9 protein-coding genes and 1 other RNA gene are annotated in these 16,182 nt (G+C 54.5%); 9 read left to right on the top strand and 1 reads right to left on the bottom strand.

The genetic code is table 11. From position 1 onward, the window contains the following. The first annotated feature begins 460 nt into the window (after positions 1-460). The 4 genes from H9I52_RS05365 to H9I52_RS05350 all read left to right on the top strand — a co-directional run bounded on the left by H9I52_RS05365 (position 461) and on the right by H9I52_RS05350 (position 7,511). Positions 461-3,508 (top strand): SusC/RagA family TonB-linked outer membrane protein, encoded by a 3,048-nt coding sequence (locus H9I52_RS05365; protein WP_139513587.1) that lies wholly within the window; start codon positions 461-463, stop codon positions 3,506-3,508. A gap of 13 nt (positions 3,509-3,521) precedes the next feature. Continuing rightward, the gene (locus tag H9I52_RS05360) at positions 3,522-5,129 is read left to right on the top strand and encodes a RagB/SusD family nutrient uptake outer membrane protein (RefSeq protein ID WP_139513589.1); all 1,608 of its coding nucleotides are present in this window, start codon (positions 3,522-3,524) and stop codon (positions 5,127-5,129) included. A gap of 91 nt (positions 5,130-5,220) precedes the next feature. After that, a complete protein-coding gene (locus H9I52_RS05355; protein WP_187452983.1) occupies positions 5,221-6,282 on the top strand; it encodes a SusE domain-containing protein in 1,062 nt (353 codons plus the stop codon). 377 nt (positions 6,283-6,659) lie between these two features. Next, complete coding sequence (locus H9I52_RS05350; protein WP_139513593.1) at positions 6,660-7,511, top strand: N-acetylglucosamine kinase; 852 nt, start codon at positions 6,660-6,662, stop codon at positions 7,509-7,511. A gap of 81 nt (positions 7,512-7,592) precedes the next feature. On the opposite strand, the gene H9I52_RS05345 is transcribed toward H9I52_RS05350, so the two are convergent. Continuing rightward, positions 7,593-10,457, bottom strand: coding sequence for an alpha-amylase family glycosyl hydrolase (locus H9I52_RS05345; RefSeq protein ID WP_262385944.1), 2,865 nt, complete (start codon positions 10,455-10,457; stop codon positions 7,593-7,595). 239 nt (positions 10,458-10,696) lie between these two features. On the opposite strand from H9I52_RS05345, the gene H9I52_RS05340 reads away from it, so the two are divergent. From H9I52_RS05340 to rnpB, 5 genes are all read left to right on the top strand, one after another. After that, a complete protein-coding gene (locus H9I52_RS05340) occupies positions 10,697-11,626 on the top strand; it encodes a DUF2279 domain-containing protein (RefSeq protein ID WP_187452982.1) in 930 nt (309 codons plus the stop codon). Positions 11,627-11,796: 170 nt separating this feature from the next. Then, positions 11,797-12,885: a Smr/MutS family protein gene (locus tag H9I52_RS05335; RefSeq protein ID WP_139513595.1), complete on the top strand. Its 1,089-nt coding sequence runs from the start codon at positions 11,797-11,799 to the stop codon at positions 12,883-12,885. 439 nt (positions 12,886-13,324) lie between these two features. Continuing rightward, positions 13,325-15,196 carry a M1 family metallopeptidase gene (locus tag H9I52_RS05330; RefSeq protein ID WP_187452981.1) on the top strand — a complete coding sequence of 624 codons (1,872 nt, stop codon included), beginning with the start codon at positions 13,325-13,327 and terminating at the stop codon, positions 15,194-15,196. Positions 15,197-15,228: 32 nt separating this feature from the next. Beyond that, on the top strand, positions 15,229-15,762 hold the full coding sequence (locus H9I52_RS05325) for a hypothetical protein (RefSeq protein WP_187452980.1): 534 nt from the start codon (positions 15,229-15,231) through the stop codon (positions 15,760-15,762). A 19-nt stretch (positions 15,763-15,781) separates the two neighbouring features. After that, an RNA gene (gene rnpB / locus H9I52_RS05320) (RNase P RNA component class A) lies at positions 15,782-16,165 on the top strand. Positions 16,166-16,182 lie beyond the last annotated feature (17 nt).

The following is a 16,182-nucleotide window of genomic DNA, read 5'->3' as shown; positions in this document are numbered from 1 at the left end:
TGGCTTGGCATTTACTCAATCTATATAGTCCAGACTGAGTTGTTGGTTTTGTACTCTAAAATTGATTTCTGAACCCATCCCAGCCGGCAATAACCGGCGCTTTTTCTAAAAATAAAATAAGCCTAGTAATGCTTATTTTAATACAACCAAGTGGTGCCACACCCTTACCTTTGCCCCAAGTTGCTTCATTCAGCCTAGTGATTTTTGGCGCCGAAAGCCGGTTTCTAGAAAAAACTTCTTACCTCAATTTCTTGGTAAAGTACCTGCCTAGTGCCCGCTACTTTTGTGGTCCGAAAACTTTAACTTGCGAAGTTTATTTACGAGTAGGTGACGCTGAGTTGTCGCAGAAGTAGTGAGGTTATGCCCGCCGGCCTTAATCCTTGCCTGCTGCTTTAGCTTTTTTTCACTTTTTGCCCGGCCTAGCCGGTTCATCCCCTAACCCCCACCAAATTTTTTTTCAATGAAACACCCCTACTTAGCGAAACTATTGTTTCTGCTACTGTTCCTATGCACTGGCGTCGCTAGTGCTTTCGCCCAAACCGGCACGGTCAGTGGCCGGGTCGTGGACGAGAAGAACCAGGGTTTGCCCGGCGTAACTGTGCTAGTTGAAGGCACGACCATCGGCAACTCCACAAATTCTGATGGCACCTTCTCAATCCAAAATGTTCCGGCCGGACCGCAAACGTTAGCGGTATCGTTTGTGGGTTACACTACCAAACGCCAGCCGGTAACGGTAGTAGCCGGTCAAAATGCCACTGTTGCCATCGCGTTGGCCGAAAACACGACTCTGCTGAATGAAGCAGTAGTAGTAGGCTACGGCACGCAGCGGCGCCAGGACGTAACTGGCTCGCTTACAACAGTTTCCTCCAAGGACTTTGTACAGGGCCAGGTAACCAACCCCGAGCAGTTGATTCAGGGCAAAGCGGCGGGCGTGCAGATTACGACCGGCGGCGGTGCCCCAGGCGCAGCTTCTACCATCCGTATCCGGGGTGGCTCTTCGCTGAACGCCAGCAACGACCCGCTCATCGTAATCGACGGTGTGCCAGTTGATAACACCAGCGTGTCAGGTGCTGCCAACGCGCTGAGCCTTATCAACCCCAACGACATCGACACTTACACGGTGTTGAAAGACGCTTCGGCCACGGCTATCTATGGTTCGCGCGCTTCGAACGGCGTTATTCTGATCACCACCAAGAAAGGTGTCTCGGGCGAAAAGCTGACGGTTAACGTAAACTCACAAACCTCGCTATCACGTCGTTACAACTCGGTGCCGGTACTATCGGCCGACCAGTTCCGCTCGACGGTAGAGCAGGTAGCACCTAACCAAGTGAAACTGCTAGGTTCTAGCAAAACCAACTGGCAGGACGAAATTTTCCGTTCGGCCATGACCTACGACAACACCATCAGCCTGACTGGCGCGGTTGGCAAACTGCCCTTCCGCGCTTCGTATGGCAACTTGGAGCAGCAAGGCATCCTGATCACCAACCGCCTCATTCGTAACACAGGTTCGCTGAGCCTGAACCCGGTGTTGCTCGACAACCACTTGCGCGTGAACATGAACGTGAAAGGCTCGTGGATCGACAACAACTTTGCTGATAACGGAGCTGTTGGCTCAGCTATCGCTTTCGACCCAACGCAGCCCGTGCGTAGCGGCAACGAAGGTTTGGGTGGCTACTTTGAGTATCTGCAGAACGCTGGTGGCGCGCCCCAACAAAACGTACCCCGCAACCCGCTAGCGCAGCTCAACCTGACCCGCGACCGCAGCTCGGTAAAGCGCAGCATCGGCAACATCCAGTTGGATTACAGCCTGCACTTCCTGCCTGATTTGCACGCCAACCTCAACTTGGGTTATGACATTACCCGCGGCAACGGCAGCAAGTTTGTCGATCCCAATGCAGCCAGCACGTATTTCAACGTACCGCTTGACCCCAAAAACACTACCTCGCGTGGTGGCTCGTTCAACCAGTATTCGCAGGACCGCAACAACAAATTGCTGGAAACTTACCTGAACTACACCAAGCAGTTCGGCGGCAACAACCGCGTGGAACTGTTGGCTGGTTATTCGTATCAGGACTTCGTTACCAAAGCCCCTGCTTATGCCACTTACTTAGCCGATGGAGCAGTATTTAAGGCCGCAGCGACCAACCCTTTCCGCACGCAGTACACGATCCTGTCGTTCTACGGCCGGGCCAACGTAACAATCAACGACCGCTACGTATTCACGGGCACGTTGCGTAACGACGCTTCTTCGCGCTTCCCTTCCAGCAACCGCAATGCGCTATTCCCAGCTGCTTCGCTTGCCTGGCGCATCAAAGAAGAGTCTTTCCTGAAAGACAATACTACTTTCTCTGACCTGAAGCTGCGCGTAGGCTACGGCATCACGGGCCAGCAAGACGTAGTGGCCGCTGCCGGCAGCGATTACCCCTACATCCAGCGCTACACGCTGAACACGCCGGTTTCGCAGTACGGTTTCTACGACCCCAAAACCGGTACGTTCACCTATTACACTCCTTACTCGCCCCAGGGCTTCAACAGCAACCTGAAGTGGGAGCAAACGACTACTTACAACGCCGGCCTGGATTATGGCTTCTTGGACGGTCGCTTGAATGGCTCGGTTGACGTGTACTATCGCAAGACCAAAGACCTGTTGGCAGTTATTCCAATTCCGTTGGAAACCAACTTCACCAACCAGCTGGTTTCTAACGTGGGCTCGCTCGAAAACAAAGGTGTCGAGTTTAACCTCAACGCTATCCCGGTTCAGGGCGAGCATTGGAACTGGAGCATCAACGCCAACGCCACGTACAACGTGAACAAGATCCTTTCGCTCGGACCGCAGGTACCCGGCTTCAAAGGCATCGAAACCAACAGCGGCGGCTCGGTATCGGGTGGTACCGGCACGACCATTGGCATTTACAGCGTAGGCGCTCCTTCGTCGTCTTTCTATGTCTACAAGCAAGTGTACGACACCAACGGCAAGCCTTTGCAGGATGTGTATGCTGACCTGAATGGCGACGGCGTAATCAACACCAACGACCGCTACCTCTACAAGCAGTCTGCTCCGAAGGTGATCCTGGGCTTCAGCTCCAACGCCAGCTACGACCGCTTGAGCCTCGCTTTCACGCTGCGCAGCAACCTCGACAACTACGTTTACAACAACGTAAACTCGCAAAACGGTAATTATCAGGGCATTCTGGGTTCCAGCAACTTCCTGTCCAACGTGACGCGTGACGCCAATCACACTCAGTTTACCAACACAACCCAGGCGCGTTACTCTTCTGACTACTACATCCAGAACGGTTCTTTCCTGCGTATGGAAAACGTAACGCTGGGATACAATGTGGGCAAGGTCTTTAACGACAAAGGCACCCTGCGCTTGACTGCTGCCGTTCAGAACGCATTTCTGATCACGAAATACACTGGCTTGGATCCGGAGATCTTCAACGGGATCGACAACAACATCTATCCACGGCCGCGCACCTTCACTTTCGGCTTGAATCTGAGCCTCTAGCATCACTATCTATATGAACAAGATACTTCTCCGTCACGTTTCGGTGCTGGCCCTCGCCTCTTCGGCGCTGGTCGTAGCGCCCTCGTGCACCAAAGACTTGGATCGTACTCCTACCTACGATCTGAGCACCGCCACTATCTACAAGGATCTGGCTGGTTATCAGGCAGTTGCAGCTAAGGTGTACAGCGGCTTTGCAATTACCGGCGGCCAAGGACCTGATGCTACTACAGGTGATATTCAGGGCATTGACCAAGGCACCTCGGATTATATCCGTCAGCTTTGGAGCGCTCAGGAATTGACTACCGACGAAGCCGTAATTGCTTGGGGTGACCCCGGCGTTCAGGATTGGCACAACATGAACTGGACGTCGAGCGGCGTATTGGTTCGGGGCCTCTACAGCCGCATTTTGTACGAAGTAACCTTGTGCAACGGCTTCCTGGCCGAAGCTACCGACTCTAAACTGAGCGACCGCGGCATCTCGGGTGCCGACGCAGCTACTGTGAAGGCCTTCCGGGCTGAGGTACGCTTCCTGCGCGCGCTGGCTTACTACCACGCGTTGGATTTGTACGGCAACGTGCCTTTCTCCACGGAAACTGACCAGATTGGTGGCATTACGCCTCCGAAGCAAATCAAGCGTGCCGATCTTTTCGCCTACATCGAATCGGAGCTGAAGGCTATTGACGCCGACTTGGTAGCACCTGGCCAAAACCTCTATGGCCGCGCCGACAAAGCCGCTGCCTGGGCCTTGCTCGCTCGCCTGTACCTGAACGCTGAAGTTTACACCGGCACAGCTCGCTATGCCGACTGCTCCACGTACGCCAAGAAGGTAATTGACAGTGGCGCTTACTCGCTGTCGCCGAAGTATGGCAACCTGTTCCGGACCGACAACTACACGAATAAGGAAATCATCTTCGCAATCGCCTACGACGGCAAGCGCACCCAGACGTACGGTGGCACCACCTTCCTGACGCACGCAGCGGTGTCGGGCACAGCTGATGCCAACTGGAACCCGGCTCGCTACGGCATCGGTGGTGGCTGGGGCGGTATTCGCACCACTACCAAGCTCTACGAGCAGTTTGCAGATACGGCAGCGGATACCCGCGGCAAGTTTGTAACTGGCGGCCAGAGCCGCGATATCGTTTCGCAGACGGATTTCAAATACGGCTACGTGCCGGTGAAATTCAAAAACGTGAGCTCGACCGGCGTCGCTGGCACCGACCCTACGTTTGTAGACACGGACTTCCCCATCTTCCGCTTGGCTGACGTGTACCTGATGTACGCCGAAGCAGCCTTGCGCGGCAGCGGCGACCGTACGTTGGCCCTGAACTACGTAAACCTCGTCCGGACGCGTGCCTTCAAAAACACCGCTGCTGGCAACATCACGGCTTCCGATCTCACGCTGGATTTCTTGCTGAACGAGCGCTCACGCGAGATGTTCTGGGAAGCTACCCGCCGCACCGACCTTATCCGCTACGGTCGCTTTACCACTGCAGCCTACCTCTGGCCGTGGAAAGGTGGAGTAGCAGCCGGTGTAGCCGTTCCGGACACCCGCAACCTATTTCCGATTCCCGCAGCTGATTTGAGCGTGAATTCGAATCTGGTGCAAAACCCTGGGTACTAAGCACTCTTGACCTGTAGCCGGGAACCAGTTACGGCTGGTTCCCGGTTTGCCCAGAGCAATCCATTCTCACCCCCACTCACATCAGCAGACCATGAAAAATTTTACTAAACTGGCGGGGCTTGGCCTTGTTGCCACGTTATTCTTAGCCTCCTGCGATAAGGACGAAGACCGGGCCGTATTGAAGCCCGATGGCAACCTGTCGCTTACGGCATCTGCCGCTACGGCTCCTTTGGTACAAACCAGTGCTTCTACCAAAGCCGTTACGTATTCGTGGAGCCCAGCTTCCTTCGGCTACCAGGCAGCCGTGAAGTACACGCTGCAATTTGATAAGAAGGGCGGCACATTCGCCTCGCCAATCGAAGTAGATGCCGGTAGCGCCACTTCGGTTTCCCTGACCGTAGCCGAGCTGAACAGCATCCTGCTACGCCTGAAAGTATCGCCCGGGGCTACCGGCAGCGCCGATGTGCGGGTAGCAGCCAGCGTGGGTGCCGCAGTGGCCCCCATGATCTCTCCTGTTACAACCTTTACGGGCACACCGTATCTGGTATTCATCCAGTACCCTTCTGTGTACGTACCGGGCAACTACCAAGGCTGGGCTCCTGACAAGGCTCCTTTCTTGGCTTCGGTAGCCAACGACAAGACCTACGAAGGCTTCGTCAATTTCAGTGACCCAAGCCCGGAGTTCAAAATTACGCCTGCTCCTAACTGGGATAACGACTTTGGCGCGGCCGTTGTAGACCCTGCTACTACGCCAGGTACCCAAACTGGCACCCTGAAAGCCAAAGGCGATAACTTTAAATTGCCAGCGGCTGGCTATTATCGCCTGAATGTCGATTTGAACGCCCTGAAGTACACGTTCACCAAAACGACGTGGGCGGTCATTGGCGCCGCAACGCCAGGCGGCTGGGACAACGAGACGCCCATGACATTTGACGCTACCAAACAGGTTTGGAAAGTAACGCTGGCGCTGAAGGCCGACGAACTGAAGTTCCGCGCCAACAACGCCTGGGACATCAACCTCGGCGACAACGAACCTGATGGCCAGCCCGATAACGGCGGCAAAAACATCAAAGTAGCCGTTGCTGGCACGTACACCGTTACGCTGGATCTGAGCAAAGGCGCTGGTAACTACAGCTACTCTATCGAAAAATAAGCCTCGTTTTCGCTTATTTTCTGTCACAGAAAAGGCTGCCATATGGCAGCCTTTTTTTATCGCTTTACTTAAAAAGTAGCCAGCTTCTTAAAATCGCATGCCACCTGCATAATTAGTTGATTATCAAATACTTATGTAGGTATTCTATCAATACTGCTTTCGTAGGAGAAATACGCTACATTCAGCCGGTGGCACTGGGGCTACGTAGGAAACGCTAGTACATTCTTGCGTGAGCACAGACAAACGAAAGGGCATTTTTTTGTAACAAAATCTTTTCCGTGTTTCGTTACGGTTAACTGCGAACTTTACTGCCTCTTCCGGCCCGCCGGGAAACTCGCCTGCCTCAAATCCCATCTCTCATACCTTTCCGATCAAATATGATTCTTATTGCCGATGGCGGCTCAACCAAGAGCAACTGGTGTCAGTTGGATGATGCTGGAAACCGCGTTTACTTCAATACCGAAGGCTACAATCCAGACTTCATCTCAACGGAAGGCATTGCGGCTTCACTGGACAAAAACCTCCCTGATACGCTGCCGCGTGAGCAGGTAAAGGAAGTGTTTTACTACGGCGCTGGCGTTTCGTCGGCGGCTAAAGCGGAGGAAGTTGCGAAGGCCATGCGCCAGATTTTTCCGCAGGCCGAAGTCCATGTCGACCACGACTTGCTGGCCGCCGCGCATGCCCTGCTGGGCACGCAGCCGGGCTTTGCTGCCATTTTGGGCACAGGCACTAACTCCTGCCTCTACGATGGCAAAAAGGTGACCATGAACGTGGATTCGCTGGGCTATTTCCTGGGTGACGAAGGCAGTGGCTCGTTTATTGGCAAACGCCTGCTGCGCGATTATTTGCGCAACCTTCTCCCCGATGGCTTGCAGGATATTTTCAAAGAAACCTACAAGCTCAACCGCGAGGAAATCTTGGATAAGCTGTACAACCAGCCGCTGCCCAACCGCTTTCTGGCCAGCTTCGCCAAGTTTGCCTACGACAACAACAACATCAGCTACTGCCGCCAGATCGTGCTCGAAGGCTTCGAGACTTTCTTCCAGAACATCGTGGCGCATTACCCTAACTACCAGACTTATACCTTCAACTGCATCGGCTCGGTCGGCTACAACTTCCGCGATGCGTTGGCGCAGGTCGCCCACAACCACGGCATGGAAGTCGGTAAGATCATCCGCTCCCCCATCGACGACTTAGTAGCCTACCACGAAACGGCAGGCGGAGTATAAACATCTAACTAATAAGCGCTTACAAAAAAGGCGACTCACTTTCGTGAGTCGCCTTTTTTGTGGCCGTAAAAGTAGTGCGGCTTAGTGCTGCACGACCAAACGCGTCGTTTGCTGGCGGTTGCCAGCGCTCAAGCGGATCAGGTAGATACCGTTGCTCAAATCACCTACGGGCAGCGTCAGATCATGCTGGCCAGCACCTTGCCGGGCAGCAGGCACGGTGCGCACCGTGGCGCCCAACAGGTTTTGCACGGCTACTGTCACCGGCGAGGCAGCAGTCAGCTCGTAGTGCAGCGTTGCGGAGTGGCCCGCTGGGTTTGGCACAGCTAGCAGTTGCAGGGAGGCGGCGTCAGCGCTGCGCTTGTTGGGCAGCGTTACGCCCGCCGCCCGGTTGATTTTCTTGGACGTCAGTACCCGAAACTCACCCGGTTGCAACGTGATCTGAGCCGTGGCATCCGTCACGTTGAGCGTGCCATCGGTGAGGTAATCGTACCACGTACCCGTGCTCTGGAAAGCCGGATTGATGGCCGTGGCCGTCACATCAAAGTTGCCAATGATGGTTACGCTCAAATCGGCATCGCTCAGGTGAATCGACTTCGCGGCACCGGTCAGCTGCTGGGTATACGTCACGGGATTTTCAAAAACGGGCTGCATTTTTTTCAGCTCAATCAGGCTGCGGTACACGTTGAAGAGGTATTTGCGATTCGCGTCCTGCTGATAGTCCCAACGGATGGGTTTGTTCGACAAGCGGCAATCGTTGTTTACCGTGCCATCGGTGCAGCGATTTATGGTGAAATCATAGCCTAGTTCGCCAAACTGCCACACCAGTTTTGGGCCGGGCACCGTGAAGAAGAACGCCGCTGCCATCGCGTCGCGGGTCAGCGAAGTTTTGGGGTCTTTCACGTTGTAAGGCGGCGCCGTAGCGTTGCCGTAAGTGATGTTTTTGAAGGTCAGGCGCTCTTCGTCGTGGCTCTCCATGTAGGTAATCAGGTTGGGCTGGGCCCAGCCGCGTTGGCCATAATAGCCGCTGCTCAAATCGGAGGTACTCACGTAACCCATGGTGGCTTCGTTGTAGTTGTAGTTCAGGTTGCCCCACAGCATAAAGCCGTAATCAGCCAGTACTTTGCCCTCGCTGTTCTCCGGAAAATGCTCCAGAATCGGGTAGGATTTGGCATCCACGCTCATCAAATGCTGGTAATAATCCTTCCAGATATCGATGCGCGACTGGTCGTAAGTGCCGTAAGTAGCCTCGGTAGTTTGCCGCTGCGAGAAGCCGCCGGCCAAGTCGAAGCGATAGCCGTCGATCTTGTATTCCTGCAGCCAAAACGACATTACTTGTTTCGTAAAGTACTTAGTATAAGCACTTTCGTGATTGAAGTCGTAGCCCACGTTATACGGGTGCTTGGCATCGACATTGAACCACGGACTGGCGGCTGTGGGCTTGCTGCCATCGAAATACAGCTGTACCATCGGCGACTGGCCAAACGAGTGATTCAGCACCATATCCAGGATCACGGCAATGCCGCGGCGGTGACACTCGTCGATGAAGTGTTTCAAGTCGTTTTTGGTGCCGTAGTATTTGTCGGGCGCAAAGAAGAACGACGGGTTATACCCCCAGCTTTCGTTGCCTTCAAACTCGTTGATCGGCATCAGCTCGATGGCGTTGATGCCCAGGCGCTGAATGTAGTTGAGCGTGTCGGTCAGGGTTTTGTAATCGTGACGGGCTACAAAATCCCGAATCAGCAACTCATAGATAACCAAGTCTTTACGCGTTGGGCGCTGAAAGTTCGTCACTTGCCACTGGTAGGCCGCCTGGTTGGTTTGCAGCACCGACACGTTGCCGGTGGTTTTACCCGTGGGGTACGCCTTCAGGTTGGGATAGACGGTGTACGTAGCCGTATTGATGTACTGATCGTCGGTTGGGCTCAGGATCTTCTCGGTGTACGGATCAGCGATACGCAGCTGACCATCAACCAGATACTGGTAAGCATATTCCTGACCGGGCGTGAGATTATCAAGCTGTATCCACCAGCGGTCGCCTTCGGGCGTGCGCTCGGCGGTATGCTTCATGAAATAAGCATCCGACTGCTGCCAATTGTTGAATTCGCCGATGGCGTACACAAACTGCTTATTCGGCGCCGACAAACTCAGAATGGCCGACGTACCGCCGGCCAGATACGTGATGCCGTCTTTCTTGGCACCCGCTGGCAACGGGGCTTCGACCACTGTGGGCCGGGTAAGCACCTGAATCTCAGTGGAAGCCGTAGTAGCGCCGGAAGTAGCCGTAAGGCGGAGCGTGTTGGCCCCAGCCTGCGCAATGGGAACGTTTGCAGTAATGGACGTAGCATTAGCCTGTTGCGCTACCTGCGTGCCGTTCAGAAACAGCGCTAGGTCGGCAGCAGTGGAAGCGGTGCCGGTTACGGTAAGCGAAGCGTTCTGAGTAACGTAGAACGGCCCAGCACCCGCCGGACTCGTGAAGCTCAGATTGAACTGATCCTGAGCGACATCTACCAGAATATCGCTGTTGCCGTCGCCTTTGCCTTCGGGCGTGCCCGCTGCGCCGCGAAACACCATGGCCAGCTTCAGCACTTTCTCGGTAGAGGAAGCTAGACCAGGGTAGTACGAGCGCGGGGTAAAGGTGATGCTGTACTTGTGATTGCCCAGCGGAGTCATTTTTTCCTCGGCAATGGGCGCCCCGAAGCTCGTGCCTTTCACGTGCTTCCAATCGGAGTTGTTGGCGCTCAGGTTGGTGATCACGCCCGTCCAGATGTACACGTCGCCGGCATAGGCCGCCAGTCCGGCGTTGCCTTTGGTGGCGTCGAAAGTAATCGTCACCTGGTCGGTATCCCGAAACGGACTCGGCTGAGTAGTAACGACTTGCGCCCAGGCAGCCGGACCCATCAATAATAGTACGGCTAGCAGCCGCCAAGCGCGTTGAAGTGTTTGCATAGAAAAGGAAAAGTGGTGGGGAAAAAGTAGAAACGAGCAAATGGCAGAATGCGACAATAATTGCATCCTTCCAGGTACGAAAGATACGCCGTAAGCTTCAGCTTACCCGAAGCAAGGGTGCATTTTGTTGTAGTTTTGCGGCCCTTCCGGGGCACCTCTTTGGGTGGTGATCAAGGTTACTTTTGGCTTTTTGACTATCTGTATCAGTGCGTGGGTTTGCAGCCTTTTTTCTTGCCTTTTTGCTGGCCATAACCGGCTGGGCCCAACCGTCATCGCACGATTGGGCGGCAGGGCCTGCCTCAGCTGCACTGCCCGACACGGCTGTGCGGCCCCGGCCAACCCAAGCGGCCGACACGCTACGCCTGCTCAACCGGCGCTTGCCCGTCCTGGCCGCTGGGTTGGCGGTAAGCTACACCAGCACCTTATACCTGCTCGGGCAAGGCTGGTATACGGGCGAAAAAGATAAGTTCCACTGGTTCAATGATTTACCAGAATGGAAACAACTCGATAAAGCGGGACATTTCTGGGGAGCTTTCCACGAAAGCCGGGGCGCGGTGGACATGCTGCGCTGGGCCGGCATCCCCGACCGCCGAGCCACGTGGTACGGTGGGTTTGTGGGGTTTCTGCTGCAAAGCCCCATCGAGCTGCTCGACGGCCGCGACCCGCAATACGGGGCATCGGCTACCGACTTGGCGGCCAATTTCTTAGGGTCCGCGGCCTTGGTCGGGCAGCAGCTGGCTTGGAACGAAGTCCGGCTGATGCCCAAGTATTCGTTTCACACCACGCGCTATGCAAAGCTGCGCCCCAACGTGCTCGGGCGGAGCCTGGGTGAGCAGTACCTCAAAGACTACAACGGCCAGACCTACTGGCTCTGCGCCGATCTGGCGGCGTGGCTCCCGCCGGAAAGCCGCTGGCCCAAGTGGCTCCAGCCCGCTGTGGGCTACGGCGCACAGCAAATGGTATACAACGACCGCGACGCCAACGCCGCGCTGGGCCTACGCCCCTACCGCCAGTATTACCTCACTTTCGACGTCAATCTGATGCGCATCCCGACCCGCAGCAAACTCCTGCGGCGCGTATTTTACGTAGCTAGTATTTTCCACCTGCCCGCTCCCGCTCTGGAGTTCAATTCCCGCCGTGGCTTCGTCATGCGTGGCCTTTATTACTGAACTGAGCCACGGATTTCGACTGATTCGGCGGCTGTCACGAACTCTGGGGACGGGGTGCCGAGGCGCTGGTCCTGCTGCCTCCCCGACCTTCTGGAGAAATGCACCTGCGACGTTTCCAAGTCCGTTGACGTTACCTTTACCAACATAGCTCCCATAATTTCCCGATTTATATGAACGTAGGAGACCGAGTTCGCTTACTCACCGGCCGCGAGGAAGGCATCATCACCCGCCTGCTCGACAACGACCTGGTAGAAGTAGCCATCGATAATGATTTTACCATTCCGGTCATGCGCCGCGAAGTGGTTGTGGTAGCGGCCGAGGAGCAAAAAGCTTTCGGCCAAAGCGCCAGCGCCGTAGCGGCCGAAAAGAAAGCCGCTGCTTCGGGCGCCCCCAAAACGGCACCCGCCCCGCAGAAAAAACAAGAAGCTAACGCCACACCCGAGCCCCCACGGCCTGCGCCGGTAGCGGCCGCCAAAGGTTTGTACTTGGCGCTCGTGCACCAGTCGCCAGAGCTGCTGGCGTTGCAACTGATTAACAACACCGAGTCGGATGTGCTGTTCACTTACGGCGAGGATCAGCAGGAACAATACCGCGGCTTGGCCTCCGATAAGCTCGGCCCGAAAGCCGTGAGCCGCCCGCTCGCGCACCTGCACCTTAAAGATTTCGACCACTGGCCCACGGTGGTTGTGCAGTTGCTTCCCCACCAGGTCAATGGCCACACCGCCTACGAGCTGATCACCAAGCGCACGCAGTTTCGGGCCGCTACTTTTTACAAAAGCCGGCAGGAAGCTCCCGTTTTGAAGCGCGATGCGTATTTGTTTCAACTCGATGAGAAACCAGCTGCGCCCGTAGCGATTGCGCCAGAGGCCTTGGCCTCGCAGCTTCAGCAGCAGCTCAGCGGCAATGCGCCCGCCAAGCCCGCCGCCATCGCGCCGGCTCCCGAGCCTGCCAAAGCCATTACGGCGCCACCTCACGAAGTAGACCTGCACCTCGAAGCCCTACGCCCCGATGCGGCCTCCGAAGAGCCGGCACTCACCAATACTGCCATGCTCAAAATCCAGCTCGATGCGTTTGAGGACGCGCTAAGCCGCGCCTTGGCCACCAACATGCACGAGATCGTCTTTATCCACGGTACCGGCAACGGCACGCTGCGCAAAGAGATCCACAAGCAGCTGAGCCGCAACCGCGACATCAAGTTTTTCGAGGATGCCCGCAAGGAAAAATTCGGCTACGGCGCTACGCTCGTTCGCCTGAAGTAAGAAGCGTTCGATAACAAAAAGGTGGGCAAGCTTTGCAGCTTGCCCACCTTTTTGTTTGGTCTGATTTTCAGTTGGCTCGCAGCCATTATTTCCCCTTTACCTACAATTCCTCCTTATCTAATTTCCTGAGCAAGACGAGAAAAACGCCCCCAGCTATGATTGATAAATTCATTTGCAGGTGAATTTCATGTGTTGCGTTCCGATGAACAGACTTTTTTGTGCTGATGAAATTATTTTATACTGTTTTGGGCCTTATGAACTTTTATGATTAATGCATAAAATATTGATTATCAGACAAATATGAAAACAATTTCTATATGTATCAGAACACGTACAGCCCAAAACGCAGCCTACTCTTTGCCTCCTAAAATGCAGCAAACCTTGCTGCTAATCCCCACTTTGCAATCTGATTGCTTTATCTAACTCCTGCGCTTCGTACATGCTTTCTTTTCGCCTTCTGCTTGCCACCGTTTTTGTTTGTTTCAGTACCCGAAGCTTTGGCCAGCAAACGCTGCCCGTACCGCTCAATCTGCAAGCCACGTATGGCAAAGGCACCCGCTCGGAGGATGGCAAGCCGGGCCCGAAATATTGGCAGAATACCGCCGACTACAACCTGAAAGTAGACTTCGACCCGGCTACGCGCAAAGTGGCTGGCACTGTGCTGATTACCTACGTCAACAACAGTCCCGATTCGTTGCAGCAGATTTGGTTTAAGCTCTATCCTAATCTCTATCAAAACGGCGCCGCACGGGCTTCGGCCATCAAGGCCACGGACGCCGGCGAAGGCATGCAGATTCAAAAACTCAGCGTCGGCGAAGAAGCTTTCGACGTGGCCAAGCTGCCGATTTCGGGCACTAACATGGTGCTGAAAATCAAGCCCTTGGCCCCAAAGCAATCGGCGCACATTGCCATTACCTATTCCTACATTCTGAACCAAGGATCGCACACCCGCACCGGCGAAATTGAGCCGGGCGCCGATTTTGTGGCGTATTTCTTCCCACGCGTGGCCGTGTACGACGACATCGACGGCTGGAACAAGTTTGCCTACAACGGCTCGCAGGAGTTCTACAACGACTTCTGCAACTTCGACGCCGAGATCACCGTGCCGCGCAACTTCGTGGTGTGGGCCACCGGCGACCTGCAAAACGCCGAGCAGGTGCTCGCCAAAAAGTATGTGAAGCGCCTGCACGACGCCGAGAAAAAAGACGGCATTACGGCCATTATACAAGCCGTTGATTTACAACAACATACCATTACGGCCGCAAACGCTACCAACACCTGGCACTTCACGGCCCAGAACGTAACGGACTTCGTCTTCGCCACTTCCGACCACTACGTGTGGCAGGCCACCAGCCTCGTCGTGGACCCGAAGACGAAACGCCGCACCCGCGTCGATGCGGTGTATAACCCGAAGCACAAGGACTTTGAGGAGGTGGCGCAGTTTGGGCGCAAAACGGTGGAAGCCATGAGCTACACCTTCCCGAAGTGGCCCTTCCCCTACTCCCACGAAACCGTGTTCGATGGCCTCGACCAGATGGAATACCCGATGATGGTGAACGACAACCCACTCGACAAGCGCGAGGACGTGATTACGCTCACCGATCACGAGATTTTTCACACGATGTTTCCGTTTTACATGGGCATCAACGAGACGAAATACGGTTGGATGGACGAAGGCTGGGCCACCATCGGCGAGTGGCTGATTTCGCCCCTGATCGAGCCTAGTTACGTGGACGAATACGGTATTGAGCCCTACGCCCGTGCCGCGGCCTCCGAAGTCGACTTGCCCATCACTACGCTCAGCACCCAGCAAACCGGCACTGCGTTTTTCCTCAACTCCTATCCCAAACCCGGCCTGGGCTACCTCTACGTGAAGGATCTGCTTGGTGATGAGCTATTTACCAAAGCGCTGCACACCTACATCCAAAACTGGAACGGCAAGCACCCCATGCCCTACGACTTCTTCAACTCTATGAACGCCGGGGCCGGCCAAAACTTAAACTGGTTCTGGCAACGCTGGTTTTTCGACAACGGCTACCCCGATCTGGCCATCGCCAATGTGGCAAAGCAAGGAACTCAGTACCAAGTGACTGTCGAAGCCAAAGGCACCAAGCCCCTCCCGGTAGATCTGACGGTAACTTTCGCGGATAATTCAACGCAGAAAATCCACCGGAATGTGGGGGTTTGGGAGAAGGGGAATAAGACGGTGGAGGTTAATTTCCCGGCGGAGAAGGTGGTTAAGAAAGTGGTGTTGGGAAGTACGTATGTGCCGGATAATAACAAGAAGAATAATGTGTGGGAGTGGAAGTAGGCATTATCAAATAAAAATAAAAGAAGGTGTCTATGGAAACGATAAGGATAGCATCATTAATTATTAAGCAAATTGGCATACCTATTACAACAGTAATAGCAATTATCTCTACTGCTTTAGCAATTTGGCTTTCTCTAAAGAAATATAGGTTAAAGGTCTTGTCCGAAATCAGACTGACAAAAGCCGCTGAAATCGAAGCTGATATTCAATTACTTAAAGCTTTTAGCAAGTTAATGAATATTGCTCACGCAAGACTTAATTATCAGGTATCAGAAAAAGCAGTTGAAATGTTACTTCAGAAAGAAACTATTCTTTCATTGATCGCTACAAAAGGAAATTTAGATTTAAGTCATTTGCTTTCTCAAGCCGTTATTCCAATTCCCGTTGGAGCCGCATCTCAAGACGCGGCTATTGTTGCTGTCGCAACATTAGGCAAGAGGCACAATGTACTTTTAGAAGCTGCTATCCAAGCGTTGGAAACCTTAAGTGGGTTCAAAAGCGAAATTACAGATAAGCATATAATCGAACTTAAACAGCTTCTACACACTAGGAATACATCTTATTAAATGCCCTACCTTTGCACCCGTGATGGGTCGCTCCACCGCGGCGCTTTCGTGCGACGAGGAAAGTCCGGGCAACACAGAGCACCCTGCTTCCTAACGGGAAGGATGGGCCGCAAGGCTCAGACAGCCAGTGCCACAGAAAACTACCGCCTACGTCGCCTTCGGGCGGCCGGTAAGGGTGAAAAGGTGCGGTAAGAGCGCACCAGCGGCTAGGCGACTAGTCCGGCTGGGTAAACCTCAGGGGTTGAAAGACCAAATAAGCGGGCACGCTGGCAACAGCTGGCACCGGGCGGCTCGTCCGGCGTCCGCGGGTAGGTTGATGGAGCTTTTCCGCGAGGACTGGCCTAGATAAATGGTGGAGGCGCGGCAACGCGTACAAAACCCGGCTTACAGACTCATCACCGGCTTGAAACGGCCGCCGCA

The organism is Hymenobacter sp. BT491, assembly GCF_014349165.1.
Classification (GTDB): Bacteria; Bacteroidota; Bacteroidia; order Cytophagales; family Hymenobacteraceae; genus Hymenobacter; species Hymenobacter jejuensis.
This window is presented reverse-complemented; position numbering and strand designations above follow the sequence as displayed.